This window comes from Pseudomonas sp. ACN8 (assembly GCF_002303925.1).
GTDB lineage: Bacteria > Pseudomonadota > Gammaproteobacteria > Pseudomonadales > Pseudomonadaceae > Aquipseudomonas.
This window is the reverse complement of sequence record NZ_MRCS01000036.1, coordinates 37933-51930: the sequence shown is the minus strand read 5'-3', so window position 1 is coordinate 51930 and position 13998 is coordinate 37933. Positions and strand designations below refer to the sequence as shown.

16 protein-coding genes are annotated in these 13998 nt (G+C 60.6%); 10 read left to right on the top strand and 6 right to left on the bottom strand.

The window, feature by feature from the left end; genetic code table 11:
• The first annotated feature begins 99 nt into the window (after window positions 1–99).
• Both BSF44_RS19935 and BSF44_RS19930 read left to right on the top strand, forming a co-directional pair.
• Window positions 100–534, top strand: coding sequence for a DoxX family protein (locus tag BSF44_RS19935; RefSeq protein ID WP_095944960.1), 435 nt, complete (start codon window positions 100–102; stop codon window positions 532–534).
• Window positions 535–781: 247 nt separating this feature from the next.
• Entirely contained in the window at window positions 782–1090 is a 309-nt protein-coding gene (locus tag BSF44_RS19930; protein WP_046043367.1) for a hypothetical protein, read from the top strand.
• A 3-nt stretch (window positions 1091–1093) separates the two neighbouring features.
• Here the strand turns inward: BSF44_RS19930 and greB are convergent, their stop codons facing one another.
• Genes greB through BSF44_RS19915 form a run of 3 tightly spaced genes read right to left on the bottom strand, consistent with a single transcriptional unit; the run spans window position 1094 to window position 4813 of the window.
• Window positions 1094–1591: a transcription elongation factor GreB gene (greB, locus tag BSF44_RS19925; protein WP_095944959.1), complete on the bottom strand. Its 498-nt coding sequence runs from the start codon at window positions 1589–1591 to the stop codon at window positions 1094–1096.
• A gap of 34 nt (window positions 1592–1625) precedes the next feature.
• Window positions 1626–4130, bottom strand: coding sequence for an ABC transporter permease (locus BSF44_RS19920; RefSeq protein WP_095944958.1), 2505 nt, complete (start codon window positions 4128–4130; stop codon window positions 1626–1628).
• Window positions 4130–4813 carry an ABC transporter ATP-binding protein gene (locus tag BSF44_RS19915; protein WP_046043370.1) on the bottom strand — a complete coding sequence of 228 codons (684 nt, stop codon included), beginning with the start codon at window positions 4811–4813 and terminating at the stop codon, window positions 4130–4132. Before BSF44_RS19915 ends, BSF44_RS19920 begins: the two co-directional genes overlap by 1 nt.
• A 10-nt stretch (window positions 4814–4823) precedes the next feature.
• Here BSF44_RS19915 and BSF44_RS19910 point away from each other — a divergent pair, with 10 nt between their 5' ends.
• The 3 genes from BSF44_RS19910 (at window position 4824) to BSF44_RS19895 (ending at window position 7975) form a co-directional block, all read left to right on the top strand.
• Complete coding sequence (locus BSF44_RS19910; RefSeq protein WP_008049055.1) at window positions 4824–5429, top strand: arylesterase; 606 nt, start codon at window positions 4824–4826, stop codon at window positions 5427–5429.
• Between the two features lie 56 nt (window positions 5430–5485).
• A complete protein-coding gene (locus BSF44_RS19905) occupies window positions 5486–5779 on the top strand; it encodes a hypothetical protein (RefSeq protein WP_007991769.1) in 294 nt (97 codons plus the stop codon).
• Window positions 5780–7000: 1221 nt separating this feature from the next.
• Window positions 7001–7975, top strand: coding sequence for a L,D-transpeptidase family protein (locus tag BSF44_RS19895; RefSeq protein WP_095944957.1), 975 nt, complete (start codon window positions 7001–7003; stop codon window positions 7973–7975).
• 123 nt (window positions 7976–8098) lie between these two features.
• Here BSF44_RS19895 and oprI read toward each other — a convergent pair whose 3' ends face one another.
• On the bottom strand, window positions 8099–8350 hold the full coding sequence (gene oprI / locus BSF44_RS19890) for an outer membrane lipoprotei OprI (protein ID WP_003199355.1): 252 nt from the start codon (window positions 8348–8350) through the stop codon (window positions 8099–8101).
• Between the two features lie 638 nt (window positions 8351–8988).
• On the opposite strand from oprI, the gene BSF44_RS19885 reads away from it, so the two are divergent.
• Window positions 8989–9276 (top strand): GNAT family N-acetyltransferase, encoded by a 288-nt coding sequence (locus BSF44_RS19885; protein ID WP_007973562.1) that lies wholly within the window; start codon window positions 8989–8991, stop codon window positions 9274–9276.
• 86 nt (window positions 9277–9362) lie between these two features.
• On the opposite strand, the gene BSF44_RS19880 is transcribed toward BSF44_RS19885, so the two are convergent.
• Together BSF44_RS19880 and BSF44_RS19875 are read right to left on the bottom strand one after the other, a co-directional pair.
• On the bottom strand, window positions 9363–10439 hold the full coding sequence (locus BSF44_RS19880; protein WP_015094024.1) for a 3-deoxy-7-phosphoheptulonate synthase: 1077 nt from the start codon (window positions 10437–10439) through the stop codon (window positions 9363–9365).
• Between the two features lie 187 nt (window positions 10440–10626).
• Window positions 10627–11070, bottom strand: coding sequence for a PilZ domain-containing protein (locus BSF44_RS19875; RefSeq protein ID WP_095944956.1), 444 nt, complete (start codon window positions 11068–11070; stop codon window positions 10627–10629).
• Between BSF44_RS19875 and BSF44_RS19870 the strand changes: the two genes are divergently transcribed.
• The 4 genes from BSF44_RS19870 (at window position 11069) to BSF44_RS19855 (ending at window position 13935) form a co-directional block, all read left to right on the top strand.
• Window positions 11069–11455 (top strand): co-chaperone YbbN, encoded by a 387-nt coding sequence (locus tag BSF44_RS19870; protein ID WP_095944955.1) that lies wholly within the window; start codon window positions 11069–11071, stop codon window positions 11453–11455. The genes BSF44_RS19875 and BSF44_RS19870 overlap by 2 nt on opposite strands.
• A complete protein-coding gene (locus tag BSF44_RS19865) occupies window positions 11452–12405 on the top strand; it encodes a putative 2-dehydropantoate 2-reductase (protein WP_095944954.1) in 954 nt (317 codons plus the stop codon). The genes BSF44_RS19870 and BSF44_RS19865 overlap by 4 nt, the downstream gene beginning before the upstream one ends.
• A 25-nt stretch (window positions 12406–12430) precedes the next feature.
• Window positions 12431–13336 (top strand): 5'-nucleotidase, encoded by a 906-nt coding sequence (locus BSF44_RS19860; protein ID WP_046043378.1) that lies wholly within the window; start codon window positions 12431–12433, stop codon window positions 13334–13336.
• Window positions 13337–13431: 95 nt separating this feature from the next.
• Window positions 13432–13935, top strand: a complete 504-nt coding sequence (locus BSF44_RS19855) for a universal stress protein (protein WP_046043379.1) — start codon at window positions 13432–13434, stop codon at window positions 13933–13935.
• Window positions 13936–13998: the final 63 nt, after the last annotated feature.

Sequence of the window (13998 nt, the reverse complement as noted above, 5' to 3'; positions counted from 1 at the left end):
CTAATCTGATTGTAATGGTGGGTTTTTTGCGCTTTTAACATGTAATTAACTGATTAATATGGCGGCCAACCAACACACACTTACAAGGAATGAAACAGCATGAGCACTCTGATCAACAAGGTACTGTCTACCCGCGCTGGTTACGGCCTGACTGTTCTGCGCATCGTGGTCGGCATTATTTTCGCCGCTCACGGCTCGCAGAAACTCTTCGGGGCATTCGGCGGCTATGGTCTGGCTGGAACCGGGCAGTACATGGAAAGCATCGGACTGGCGCCGGGTTACCTGATGGCGGCACTGGCGGGCGGCACCGAATTCTTCGCCGGCCTGGCCCTGATCATCGGCTTGCTGGTTCGCCCGGCCGCGCTGGGCCTGATCTTCCTGTCGCTGGTCGCGATTTTCTCGGTGCATATCAGCAACGGTCTGTTCATGGCCAACAACGGTTATGAGTTCGCCCTGGCGTTGCTCGGTGGCAGTATCGCAGTATTGATCGAAGGTGCGGGCAAACTCTCGGCGGACCGCGCCATCACTGGTTGACCGCTCTGGCTCAACGAAAAGGCCCGCATTGCGCGGGCCTTTTTTGTTGAGCGTCATTCTTGACACTGTCCAGTCAGCTTCTCTAGGATGTTGCTCATGCGCCGATTTAAACAGCTACTTGCGGGGCGCCAGGTGACTCATCCAGTTGCCGATAGAAGCCGGAACAGGCTTCGAAATACCGCTAAAGCGCTGGTTCGGTGTTGCCTCTCACCTGCCATGCAGACTTTTGAGGCAGAGACACGACACAATGAATGCACTAAACGCCGTTGTACGTCCCGCGCCGATCACGGCACACCTGACCCAGCGCAATCCAAAAATCCTGCTTGGTGGCAAACATCAGCCGACGCTCTTGCGTTATCTCGATGGCTGGCCACGTCGTACCGGCGGTCCCGCTGCCTTCCTGATCCAGTTTGTCGAAGACGGTGAGTCCCTCGCTCGTTTCGCCGACGACAGTTTCGATCTGGCAGTGATTCAATCCCCCAGCCTCGAAGATGCGCCTGAAGTGATCCGGCAACTGACCCGCGTTGCCCGGCAAGGGTTGATTACCCGGCGTTAAAGCTCACGGGTAGTCGATCGCCACAATGTACACACACTGTTCACCGGTCGGTGTCTGGACCCGGACTTCGGCGTCCAGTGCCTTGCCGATCAGTGCGCGGGCCAGGGGCGAGTCGATGCTGATCAGGCCTTGCTTGAGGTCCAGTTCATCGGGCCCGACAATGCGGTAGCGCGACTCTTTGCCATCCTCGTCTTCGATCGTGACCCAGGCGCCGAAATAGACCTTGTTCGGATCGCTGGGCTTTTCGCTGACAACCTTGAGCGCTTCCAGGCGTTTGGTGAGAAAACGCACGCGGCTGTCGATTTCGCGCAGCATCTTTTTGCCGTAGGTGTATTCGGCGTTCTCCGAACGATCACCCTGGGCCGCGGCTTCGCTGACAGCCTGGGTAACCTGGGGCCGACGTACATGCCACAGCTCATGGAACTCGGCGCGCATCCGCGCTTCACCTTCGGGGGTGATCAGCGCGGTGCCAGCGATGCGGGGAGGGCGGTAACGGCTCATGACAGCTTCTTGTGGTGAGGATGTCAGGAGTCTATCAACCCTCGCGCAGGACTGTCAGCGGGCTGGCGTTCAATGCCCGACGGGTGCCGAACACCCCGGCACCGCCAATGAGCACGGCGCCCAGCAGTGGCAGCAACAACAGCCATGGATGCGGATGCCACGGCAGGTCAAAGGCGTAGCGGTAGAGCACCCAACTCACCACTTCTGAACCCAGCGCCGCCAGCAAGCCACTGACTGCGCCGAGCAAACCGAACTCGATACGTCGAGCCTTGACCAGCAATTGCCGCTCCGCCCCCAGCGCACGCAGCAACGCGCCCTGGCGAATGCGCTCATCCAGCGTCGCTTGCAGGCCGGAGAACAGCACCGCCATCCCCGCCGCCAGCACGAACAACAACACGTACTCCACCGCCAGGGTCACCTGGGCGAGGATGCTGCGCAGTTGCTCCAGCAAGGCTTCGACCTGCAGGATGGTCACCGCCGGGAAGGCGCGGGACAGGTCGACAATCTGCTGATCGTGACCCGGTGCCAGATAGAAACTGGTCAGGTAGGTCGCCGGCAGATCCTTGAGGGTGCCGGGTTGAAAGATCATGAAGAAGTTCGGCTGGAAGTTGTCCCAGTTGATCTCCCGCAGGCTGGTGACCTTCGCCTCGCGATTGACCCCGCCAACGCTGAAAACCAGGTGGTCGCCGAGCGTGATCTTCAGGCTTTCGGCGACCTTGCCCTCTACCGACACGCCTGGAACATCGTCCGGCGTCTGTTCGTTCCACCAATTGCCGGCTGTGAGCTTGTTGCCCGCCGGCAGGTCCGCGGCCCAGGTCAGGCTCAGGTCGCGCTGGATCGCCCGATCACCTGCCGATTCCTTGGTGACGATTTGCTGCACCGGCTCGCCGTTGATGCTGATCAGGCGCCCGGGCACTACCGGGTACAGCGGTGCCGATTGCGCCGACACGGCAATCAGGTGATCGGTGAAGGCCTGTTTGTCCGCCGGCAGGATGTTCAGCGCAAAGTAGTTCGGTGCGTTTTTCGGCAGCTGGTTCTGCCAGGTGTCCAGCAACTCGCCGCGTAGCAGCGCAATCAGCGCCATCGACAGCAGAATCAGGCCGAACGCCAGGGACTGGCCCGCGGCAGCGAGGGGATGACGCAGCAATTGGCCCAGTCCCAGGCGCCAGGGCAGGGACGCACGCGCCAGCATGCGCCGCAGGCTCTTCAACAGCAGCAATAACAAGCCGCCCAGCACCAGCGCTGCAACCACACCGCCGCCGAGCAGGGCAAAGGTCAGCACCAGGTCCAGGCTCAGGCGCCACATGATCAGGCCGAGGGCGCCCAGCGCTGCGCCGTAGACCATCCAGGTGCTGGAGGGGATCGGCAGCATGTCCCGGCGCAGCACGCGCAATGGCGGAACCCGGCCCAGAGCCGCCAGAGGCGGCAAGGCGAATCCGGCCAGCGCCACCAGTCCGGTGCCGATCCCGGCAATGGCTGGAAACAGCCCGCCGGGAGGCACGTCGGTCGGCAACAAGTCATGCAGCAGGGCAAACAACCCCAGCTGTGCGAGCCAGCCGAGGAGGGCGCCGCTGATGCTGGCCAGCAGCCCGAGCACGGTCAGTTGCAAGCTGAACAACACCATGGTTTCCCGGCGCGACAGCCCGAGGCAGCGTAGCAAGGCACTGGGATCGAACCGACGGGTGGCGAAACGGGTTGCCGACAGCGCCACGGCCACGCCGGACAGCAACACCGCCACCAGGCTGGCCATGTTCAGGTAACGTTCGGCCTTGCCCAGGGCGCCGCCGATCTGCCGGTTGCCGTCGCGGGCGTCCTGCAAGCGCTGGTTGGCGGCGAGCCCCGGTTTGATCAGTTGCCGATAGGTCTCGAGGGACTGAGCGTTGCCTCGCCATAATTCGCGATAGCTGACCCGGCTGCCGGGCTGCACCACGCCGGTGGCCGCAAGGTCGTCGAGGTTGATCAGCACTCGCGGCGTCAGGCTGTAGAAATTGCCGGCGCGATCGGGCTCGTAGGTCAGCACCCGCGCCAGTTTCAGGGTTTTCATGCCGACATCGATGCTGTCGCCGATCTTCAGGTCCAGGGCGGTCAGCAGGCGTGCCTCGACCCAGGCTTCACCGGGTTGCGGTCCGCCACCGACTATTTCCGTGGCATAGGGTGAGGGCGCGCTTTTCAATTCGCCCCGTAGCGGGTAGGTGCCGTCGGCCGCCTTGATGCTGGACAACTGGATGCCGTTGTCGGTGGCGATGACGCTGGAGAACTCCACCACTTGAGCGTGTTCCAGACCCAGTTCGGTGCCGCTTCTTATCTGTTCGGGGCGCGCAGGCGAACTGCCTTCGAGCAGCAGGTCGGCACCGAGGAATTCGGTGGCGCGCAGCATCATGGCGCCGTTCAGGCGCGCGCCGAAATAACCAATGGCTGTGCTGGCGGCCACGGCCACCAGCAAGGCGAAAAACAACACGCGCAATTCACCGGCGCGAGCATCGCGCAGTAATTGGCGGATGGCGAGGCTGAACAGGCGCAACAGCGGAAGACGTGCCATCAAGGCTCCAGAGGGGCGACCAGCAGGCCGGCTTCAAGACGGATCAGGCGCCGGCAGCGATGGGCCAGGCGTTCATCGTGTGTCACCAGCACCAGGGTCGTGCCGCGCTCCTGGTTGAGCTCGAACAGCAAGTCGCTGATGCGCTCGCCGGTATGGCTGTCGAGGTTGCCGGTCGGTTCGTCGGCGAACAGCACATCCGGCTCGGCGGCAAACGCGCGGGCAATCGCCACGCGTTGTTGCTCGCCACCGGAGAGCTGGCGCGGCGAGTGAGTCAGGCGTTGGCCCAAGCCCACCCGTTGCAGCAATTGGGTGGCGCGTTCGCGGGCGTCTTTGCGGCCATCGAGCTCCAGCGGCAGCATGACGTTTTCCAGGGCATTGAGACTGTCGAGCAGTTGAAACGACTGAAAGACAAAACCCACGTGCTCGGCGCGGATGCGCGCACGCTGGTCTTCATCGAGGTTGCTCAGGCCTTGCCCGGCGAGAGTGACTTCGCCGCTGCTCGGCAGGTCGAGGCCGGCGAGCAGACCCAGCAGGGTGGACTTGCCGGAGCCGGAAGCGCCGACGATGGCCAGGCTATCGCCCTTGTTCAGTTCCAGGCTGAGTTGGTGCAGGATGGTCAGTTCACCTTCCGCGCTGGGGACCACTTTGCTAAGGTCCTTCGCGATGAGAATGCTTGCGCCCATGGAGAGTCCGATGCGTGTGTGGTTTTTGAGTGCTGGCCTGGCCTTGATGTGTATGGCCCAAAACGCAGCGGCGGGTACAGTCCTGATCGTTGGCGATAGTATCAGCGCCGGTTTCGGGCTGGATACCCGGCTGGGATGGGTGTCGCTGCTTGAGCAACGGCTCAGGCGCGAAGGTTTCGACGACAAAGTGATCAATGCGTCCATCAGTGGCGACACCAGTGCCGGAGGTCAGGCGCGCCTGCCCGCGCTGCTTGCAGAGCATAAACCGGAACTGGTGATCCTCGAGTTGGGCGGCAATGACGGCCTGCGCGGGATGCTGCCAACTCAATTGCAACAAAATCTTGCTTCGATGATCGACAGCTCCCGGGCCAGCGGTGCCAAGGTGTTGCTGCTCGGTATGCAATTGCCACCTAATTATGGTGCGCGTTACACCAAGGCGTTCGCCGAGGTCTATAGCAACCTGGCCGACGAGAAAAAAATCCCGCTGGTGCCGTTTTTCCTCGACGGCGTGGGCGGCCATCCGGACTTGATGCAGGCCGACGGCATACACCCGGCGGCCGGGGCCCAGGACAAGTTGCTGGAAAATGTCTGGCCTACCCTAAAACCGCTGTTATGACACTTTTCTAGAAGCAGGCTTTCGGCTAAGGTGGCGCCCCCGATTTGGAGCCCCCGATGCCGCGTCCCGCCTGGTCACTCTTTGCCTATCAACTGATCGAGCCTGACGAACAGCTGGATCTGTTCGCCTGCCAGGAAGTGAGGGTGCATCTGGTGACCCGTCAACTGGAGTTGGGCGGCTCGGCGGACCGGACCCTGTGTGGCAGCCTGTTGCCGGCTTCGCCTCGCTGGTCGAGTGTTGATCGCCGGGTGTTTCAGGACCAGCGGCTGTGTTCGTTGTGCCGGGCCATTCTTGAGTCGCAGAAGCGGGGGACGTCGCCGATCTGGCCTGAATTGCGGTTTGAGCTTTGATCCGTCGCGTGTCGAGGCGGCCTTCGAGCCGATCTGGCTTTTGTTGACCGTGTACATATCCGTTATTTAGGTAACGGCGACTTATGGTTTCGCCCTTACGGCGACTCACTTTTTTACAAGCGCCTAAAAAAGTAAGCAAAAAACGCTCGCCCCTTACGTACGGCCCCTCGCTTAGGCTCGGCGTTCCTTCGCTGCGGTATCCATCCGGGGGCATCGCCCTCCGGTTGGCTTCGCTGGCACCTACATACGATGAGTTCGACTGCGTCGAACGGCGCTGCGCGCCAATCCCCGGATGAACACCTCCACTCAGCCTGCCGATGGGGCGGGTAGATCAAGATCAAGATCAAGAGCTGCAGGCGAGCTAACGCTCGGCCTGATGAGTGGTGAGGAGCGGGGGTGTACGCCGATCTGCCTCTGCTCTCTGTGGGAGCGATGGCGGCCTGCCAGCCGACCAATTCCTTTCGGATGTCCCCCAGCCCAACTGTAGGAGCGAGCCTGCTCGCGATAGCGGCCTGCCAGCAGACCTGAGTCTGGCGGATGTACCTCGACCCTGTGGGAGCCTGCTCGCGATAGCGACCTGCCATCCGACCTGAATCTGGCGGATGTACCTCGACCCTGTGGAAGCGGGCTTGCTCGCGAAGGCGGCCTGCCAGTCACCAGGTACCTCCCAGACGAACGCACCCGGCAAACAGGCCGGCCGGTAGGCCGCCTCGGTTGCTGTTGCGGTGCACGCCCCATCGTGAGGCCGAGCGCAGGTTCTGCGCAGTGGGCAACCCGGCATGGATGCCGGGTTAGCCGCCGCCGGCCATGGATGGCCGATGGCGGCGGGCCCACGGAGCAGGACCGGAGCGAGGGCATGCCGAGCCTGGGCGAGGCACCGAATGTCAGGGGCAAGAGCCTTTTGGTTACTTTGGGGTTTTTCCAAAGTGACCCGCCGTAAGGGCGGAACCCTAAGTAGCCGTTACCGCAGCAACGGATATGTACACCCTCAAAACACTCATCACCCAACACATAGCCATCATCGGAACGCCGCCCGGACCAACCCACAGGGATCTTCAGTGGCCACAAGTCCCGAGTAAACCCGGGGGACCCAATGTGGGACCGAGAACAATCGCAAAATCGCCTCGCACTGCCTGCAATCGGGCCATCTCCCCGAAATAACAGACAGCGGTGTACAATCGCGCTCTTATATCTCTGTTGATCATGCGAAGGATTTTCCGGATGTTGCCGCGCTTTCCTGCCGTCACCCGCTGCCTGACTCTTGCCGCCCTCTTTGTGGCCGGTCCAGTCGCAGCATTGGAGCTTCCCCTGCCACCGCCCGGTGAGGACATCATCGGCCAGGTGCAGGTGATCAAGGCCAAGTACGAAGATACCTTCGCCGACCTTGGTACCACCTATGATCTGGGCTACACGGAAATGGTCGCGGCCAACCCGGGTGTCGATGCCTGGTTGCCAGGCGTCGGCACGGAAATCATCCTGCCGACCCGCTTCATCCTGCCACCGGGCCCGCGTGAAGGCATCGTGATCAACCTGGCCGAGTACCGCCTCTACTACTACCCGAAAGGCAAGAACGTGGTGTACACGTTCCCGCTGGGTATCGGTCGTGAAGGCTGGGGCTCGCCGATTGCCCACACCAGCATCACCGCCAAGACACCGAACCCTACCTGGACGCCTCCGGCTTCGATCAAGGCCGAGCACGCAGCAGACGGTGATCCGCTGCCCAACGTCGTGCCGGCTGGCCCTGACAACCCTCTGGGGCCGTTCAAGTTCACCCTGGGCACACCGGGCTACCTGATTCACGGTTCGAACAAGAAGTTCGGTATCGGCATGCGCACCAGCCACGGTTGCTTCCGCATGTTCAACAACAACGTGCTGGAAATGGCGGGCATGGTGCCGGTCGGTACGTCGGTGCGGATCATCAACGACCCGTACAAGTTTGGCCTCAGTGGCGGCAAGGTCTATCTGGAGGCGCACACGCCGCTGGACGACAAGGGCAACCCGTCGGTGGTCGACAAGCACACCTCAGTCATCAATGCGATGCTCAAGCGTGAAGACATCACCAACAACCTGCGCATGAACTGGGATGTGGTGCGTGATGTGGTCGCCGCTGAAGACGGCCTGCCGGTTGAGATCGCCGTGCCGGGCAACGGCGTTGCACCGATGGTGTCCAGCATGCCGATCGACCCGCTGCAATAGCGCGGGCAAAGAGCCCGTCGGCGCGGACTGCGTCGACGGGTTTTTTATTGCCTGGAGAAACGCCGGGCAATAAAAAAGCCGACCCAAAAAATGGGTCGGCTTGATAACAATCCCGAAGGATTATTACTTGCGGCTAGCTTTGTCCAGCATGCGCAGAGCACGCTCGTTAGCTTCGTCAGCAGTCTGTTGTGCTTTTTGAGCAGCAGCCAGAGCTTCATCAGCTTTACGGTAAGCTTCGTCTGCACGAGCCTGGGAGCGAGCAGCTGCGTCTTCAGTAGCGGTCAGACGTGCTTCGGTTTCTTTCGATGCGCTGCTGCAACCGGTAGCCAGAACTGCGGCCAGAGCCAGAGCAGAGAATTTCAGAACGTTGTTCATCGTGTTCCCCTTCAAGGACTTTCTATTAAGTAGCTATCTCCTCCGATTGAGGAAATAGCCGGCGTACATACTACCCATTACTTGTAGTAAGTAAAACTGACGTGACGCAAGAAGCAAAAAAAATTGTAGGCGTTGATTCTTTTTCGAGCAACTTTTAACCGAATTGTTTAAAAAATATCCAGCTGCAAGGCCCGTGGCTGAGCGAGCTGGCGAGAAAAAGTTTTTGTGGCATGGCGCTGTTTTTCAGTGGGGCTAAAGTCCGCCTACATGGATTCGTCTACACTTTTGTTCGGCTTTTGTGTGGCGCCTCTCAATATCTTTCTCGATGTTCAGGTGACTTAAACAACGGGCGCTCGTCTTAAGTCTCAACATCCGGCAATGTACAGGCTATCGACCCGGAGTCATCTTCGGTCGAGCCAATCCTGCGTGATCCGGAGCAGCACCCGCCAATCCGCACGATGACGAGCGCACCTTGAGCATTTCTGCCAATGGTGCCTACTATTTGTACGTGCCCGGTAGCGCGAGATCGGTGCAGCTCTTCTCGGTGTCCATACAGGCACGGGGTGGCGTAGATGTTCCTTCGCCGGAAAAACATCGGTAAGGTAGGGGTCGGAATTCCAGACCCGCGAGGAGTAGTGATGAGCGAGGCGTTGTCCATCCACCATGACCAGGCTGGTCATCAGTTCGAGACCAATGTGGACGGTCATCGTGCCTATCTGACCTATATGGATCTGGGTAAACAGACCCTGGATATCTATCGCACCTTCGTGCCCAACGCATTGCGTGGTCGCGGTATTGCGGCAGCCTTGACCGAGAAGGCGCTGGAGTACGCTGACGAAATGGGCTACACCGTCATTCCATCGTGCTCCTACGTCGAGCGCTACATGGAGCGTCACCAGCGGCATGCGGCCAAGCTGAGTCAGTGACCTTCAACAAAACGAATGCATAAAAAAAACGCCGGGTTCAGCCCGGCGTTTTTCTGTGTGCGCTTTTTGCGCCGCCAACCAGGCGATCAGCTGCGATCGCGTTTAGGCAGCACATCCTTGAGCTTGGCATGCATACTGCGCAAGGTGTTTTCGGTCGCGGTCCAGTCGATGCAGGCGTCGGTGATCGACACGCCGTACTGCAGGTCGGCGAGGTCTTTCGGGATCGCCTGGGCGCCCCAGTTCAGGTGGCTTTCAACCATCAGGCCGATGATCGACTTGTTGCCTTCGAGGATCTGGTTGGCGACGTTCTCCATCACCAGCGGTTGCAGGGCCGGATCCTTGTTGGAGTTGGCGTGGCTGCAATCGACCATGATGTTCGGCTTGATCTTCGCCTTGTTCAGCGCCTGCTCGCAGAGCGCAACGCTGACCGAATCGTAGTTCGGCTTGCCGTTGCCGCCGCGCAGCACCACGTGGCCGTAGGCATTGCCCTTGGTGGTCACGATCGATACGCCACCTTCCTGGTTGATGCCCAGGAAACGATGCGGGCTGGAAACCGACTGCAGGGCGTTGATCGCCACGGTCAGGCCGCCATCGGTGCCGTTCTTGAAGCCGACGGCCGAGGACAGGCCGGACGCCATTTCACGGTGAGTCTGGGATTCGGTGGTACGCGCGCCGATGGCCGACCAGCTGATCAGGTCCTGCAAATACTGCGGGGAGATCGGGTCGAGGGCTTCGGTGGCGGTCGGCAGGCCTTTTTCGGCCAGGTCCAGCAGCAACTGGCGACCGATGTGCAAGCCGTCCTGGATCTTGAACGAGTCGTCCAGGTACGGGTCGTTGATCAAGCCTTTCCAGCCGACGGTGGTACGTGGCTTCTCGAAATACACGCGCATGACCAGATACAGGGTATCGGACACTTCGGCGGCGAGAGCCTTCAGGCGCTCGGCATATTCGTGGGCAGCCTTGATGTCGTGGATCGAGCAGGGCCCGATGACGACGAACAGGCGATGGTCGGTGCCATCCAGAATATTGCGAATGACTTCGCGGCCCTTGGTGACGGTGCGCAGTGCGGCGTCGCTCAGGGGAATATCGCGCTTGAGCTGATCGGGAGTGATCAGTGTCTCGTTGGAGGCGACGTTTAGGTCGTTGATCGGTAAATCAGCCATCGTTTACTCGTCAGGTCACGGGTGCCGGCCGCCAGCGAACCCGCGCGGCGGAGCACAGCAAATTAAGCGCGTCGGGGAGCCGAACCTTAGCGCGTTACACCGTGGCTCGACAATGGGCAGACGCCGGTTTGGTGGGCTTTTGCAGTCAGTTTCCCTGCCGTGAGGGGCAAACCGGTCAAGAACGCTCCTATTCCAGCACCGGCTGCGCAAAAGCCTTGCGCACCGAATCGTGAGAGAACTCGTCGGCATGCTCCTGGACCCATTCGAGGGCCAGGGCCTGGATATCCTGCAAGTCTTCGTGGGCGTCATGCAGGCGGCAGTAGCGTTCGATCTGGCACACCTGCTCGCCCATTCGGGCACTGAACAGCGTTTGTTCATCAACGAATGCGATGCCGACCAGGTAACCGCGCTTGCGTCGCAGACACCAGGCGACATAGCCCAGGTAGCGCATGTCCGGGTTTACCGTCGGCATGCGTACCTCCAGCGCCGTGCCGTGGCGCCACGCGCGGTGATAATTGCAAGCCATGCCCCCGAGACTGATAGTGTGCAGCTGTCGTCGCGAAATACACTCAGGTTTCAGCAACGTTAATTCGACGGGCACATCGTCAGGGTGAGGAATAAAACGTCCCATGAACACAGACTCCATGTGTCGGCCATCTGACATTGTTCCTCCCAGTATAGTGGTCGAATTGGAACTGACCGATTTTGACGCCGACCAACGGCTGCTGGCGATGAGTGGTGTATCGCTGGTCATTTTCACCAGTGTCGGCTGCGCCGGTTGCCGTTTTGCCCGCGAGCAATTACCGACACTCGACCTGGCAGTCGACCGACTGTGCTGGATCGATGCGGGCAACAACGGAGGGGTGGTCGAGCGCTATCAGGTCTTTCACTTGCCGGCGCTGTTTGTCGTTCGCGACGGCGAATTCTTTGGAGCACTGAAATCGCGCCTGACCGACACCGAGCTCAATCGGGCCGTGCGCCAGGCGCTGAGTCGAACAGCAGAGGAGTTGCCATGATGGGAGCAGTTGCCAGGCCGACGATCGGCATTATCGGGACCGGCGCAATCGGCGGTTTCTACGGAGTGATGCTGGCGCGTGCCGGTTTTGATGTGCATTTTCTGCTGCGCAGCGAATTTTCCGCCGTGGCCGAGCACGGGTTGCAAGTCGATAGCGCGCCCCACGGCGCGTTGAAACTGAATCCGGTGCAGGCTTATTCAAGTGCTGAGGACATGCCGCCCTGCGACTGGCTGCTGGTGGGGGCGAAAACCACCAACAACGCCGATCTGGCACCCGCCATCCTGCAGGCGGCGGCACCGAACGCCAAGGTACTGCTGTTGCAAAACGGCCTGGATGTGGAAGACGGCCTGCGCGAGCTGCTCCCCGATTCGCTGCATGTGCTCGGAGGGCTCTGCTACATCTGCGTCCATCGTGAAGCGCCGGGTGTGATTACCCATCAGGCGTTGGGCGCGGTGCATGTGGGTTATCACAGCGGCCCCGCCGATGGGCCGGCACGCAGCGCGATTGTCGAAGAGGGCGTCGGGCTGTTTCGCAGCGCCGGCCTCGACTCCCAGGCCATGGCGAATTTACACCAGGCGCGTTGGCAAAAACTGGTCTGGAATATCCCTTACAACGGTCTCTCGGTTTTGCTGGGGGCGAGCACTACACCGTTGATGGCCGATGCCGACAGCCGCGAGCTGATCAAGGCGCTGATGGCTGAAGTGGTGCAAGGCGCTGTTGCCTGCGGGCACGACGTACCGGCAGGGTATGCCGAGCATTTGTTCATGGTGACCGAAAAGATGCCCGACTACTGGCCGAGCATGTACCACGATTACTTGCACAAGCGGCCACTGGAGCTGGCCGCGATCTACGCCCGGCCTTTGGCGGCGGCGAAGGCAGCCGGGTGTGAGATGCCACGCATCGAGGCCTTGTATCGCAGTTTGAGTTTCATTGATCGACGCAATACCTGAGTCGACCGACCTGAGGGGGAAGGGCATGCCAAAGGCAATTGACGACAAGCTGGTGCTGGCGATTTCTTCGCGGGCGCTGTTCGACCTGAGCGAAAGCCACAAGGTCTACCTGTCGAGTGGCGTCGAAGCCTACCGGCAATACCAGATCGAACATGAAGACGAAATCCTCGAACCCGGCGATGCCTTCCCGTTGGTGCAGAAACTCCTGAACCTCAACAACAGCCTCGGCCGCGCCCGGGTCGAGGTGATTCTGGTGTCGCGCAACAGCGCCGACACCGGGTTGCGGGTGTTCAACTCGATTGACCACTATGGACTGGCCATTTCCCGTGCGGCCTTTGTCGGCGGGCGCAGTCCGTATCCCTACCTCAAGGCCTTTGGCTGCGACCTGTTTCTCTCGACCCACGCCGAAGACGTACGCAATGCACTGGACGCCGGGTTCGCGGCGGCGACCATTCTGTCGGGCGGTGCCAGCCGTGCGGCCAGCGACGAGCTGCGCATTGCCTTCGACGGAGACGCGGTGCTGTTTTCCGATGAGTCGGAGCGCATTTATCAGGCCGGCGGTCTGGAAGCGTTCCAGGCCAGCGAGCGTGAGGCCGCCCGCGAGCCCTTGCGCGGTGGGCCGTTCAAGGGCTTTCTCGCAGCCCTCAACCTGTTGCAGCGTGAATTCCCGGAGGACACCTGTCCGATCCGTACCGCGCTGGTCACGGCGCGATCGGCGCCGGCCCATGAGCGGGTGATTCGCACGTTGCGCGAATGGGACATCCGTCTCGACGAGTCGCTGTTCCTCGGCGGCCTGACCAAATCGGCCTTTCTCGAAGCCTTCGCGGCCGACGTGTTTTTCGACGATCAGGCCGGCCACTGCGAATTGGCCCGTGAAGTCGTCGCCACCGGTCATGTGCCCCATGGCATAAGCAACGAGCAAAAGGTTTAAGCCCGCCGTTCAATGCGTTGCGCCGCACGTCGCAGTCGCCAAGGCACTGCTAAGCTGAATCAAATCTCCGCCATGTTGGCAGTCGAGGAGGTCATATGATTCGTACGATGCTGTATGCCACTGACCTTGGCCTGTACGCGCCCGTGGTGATGCAGCATGCCCTGGAACTGGCCCGGACCTTCAATGCCGGTTTGTATGTCGTGCATGCGGTTGAACCCATGGGGTTGTTTGCCGAGTCGGTGCTGCAAAGTTATCTCGATGAACAGGCGCTGAACGAGTTTCACAGCCAGGGCCTGAATACGGTGATCGCCAGTATCGAGCAGCGGGTGCTCGACAGTTTTCGTGAAGAGTTGGGGGATGAAGGGGAGCACGACCTGGAGCGGATTCAGGCAGTACGGGTGCTACAGGGCGATCCATCACAGGTGATTCTGGACCAGGCGCAGAAACTCTCCGTGGATTTGTTGATCGTAGGTAGTCACAGCCACGGTGCCGGTGCGGAAACGCCTTTGGGGCGAACCGCCGCCCGTGTGTTGCAACTGTCCAAGGTGCCTGTCTATCTGGTGCCGCTGGTGCAACGTCGTCGTCAAGGGGACCGCTAGGACACGAATAATGGCAATCTGATAAAAAAGTTCTAGATTTATTCTTCGTGCCATTAATATAGT

What these genes read in the sequence shown, in the direction of transcription:
- BSF44_RS19935 (WP_095944960.1), top strand. Translation starts at nt 100, where the DNA reads ATGAGCACTCTGATCAACAAGGTACTGTCTACCCGCGCTGGTTACGGC.
- BSF44_RS19930 (WP_046043367.1), top strand. Translation starts at nt 782, where the DNA reads ATGAATGCACTAAACGCCGTTGTACGTCCCGCGCCGATCACGGCACAC.
- greB (WP_095944959.1), bottom strand. Translation starts at nt 1,591, where the DNA reads ATGAGCCGTTACCGCCCTCCCCGCATCGCTGGCACCGCGCTGATCACC.
- BSF44_RS19920 (WP_095944958.1), bottom strand. Translation starts at nt 4,130, where the DNA reads ATGGCACGTCTTCCGCTGTTGCGCCTGTTCAGCCTCGCCATCCGCCAA.
- BSF44_RS19915 (WP_046043370.1), bottom strand. Translation starts at nt 4,813, where the DNA reads ATGGGCGCAAGCATTCTCATCGCGAAGGACCTTAGCAAAGTGGTCCCC.
- BSF44_RS19910 (WP_008049055.1), top strand. Translation starts at nt 4,824, where the DNA reads ATGCGTGTGTGGTTTTTGAGTGCTGGCCTGGCCTTGATGTGTATGGCC.
- BSF44_RS19905 (WP_007991769.1), top strand. Translation starts at nt 5,486, where the DNA reads ATGCCGCGTCCCGCCTGGTCACTCTTTGCCTATCAACTGATCGAGCCT.
- BSF44_RS19895 (WP_095944957.1), top strand. Translation starts at nt 7,001, where the DNA reads ATGTTGCCGCGCTTTCCTGCCGTCACCCGCTGCCTGACTCTTGCCGCC.
- oprI (WP_003199355.1), bottom strand. Translation starts at nt 8,350, where the DNA reads ATGAACAACGTTCTGAAATTCTCTGCTCTGGCTCTGGCCGCAGTTCTG.
- BSF44_RS19885 (WP_007973562.1), top strand. Translation starts at nt 8,989, where the DNA reads ATGAGCGAGGCGTTGTCCATCCACCATGACCAGGCTGGTCATCAGTTC.
- BSF44_RS19880 (WP_015094024.1), bottom strand. Translation starts at nt 10,439, where the DNA reads ATGGCTGATTTACCGATCAACGACCTAAACGTCGCCTCCAACGAGACA.
- BSF44_RS19870 (WP_095944955.1), top strand. Translation starts at nt 11,069, where the DNA reads ATGAACACAGACTCCATGTGTCGGCCATCTGACATTGTTCCTCCCAGT.
- BSF44_RS19875 (WP_095944956.1), bottom strand. Translation starts at nt 11,070, where the DNA reads ATGGGACGTTTTATTCCTCACCCTGACGATGTGCCCGTCGAATTAACG.
- BSF44_RS19865 (WP_095944954.1), top strand. Translation starts at nt 11,452, where the DNA reads ATGATGGGAGCAGTTGCCAGGCCGACGATCGGCATTATCGGGACCGGC.
- BSF44_RS19860 (WP_046043378.1), top strand. Translation starts at nt 12,431, where the DNA reads ATGCCAAAGGCAATTGACGACAAGCTGGTGCTGGCGATTTCTTCGCGG.
- BSF44_RS19855 (WP_046043379.1), top strand. Translation starts at nt 13,432, where the DNA reads ATGATTCGTACGATGCTGTATGCCACTGACCTTGGCCTGTACGCGCCC.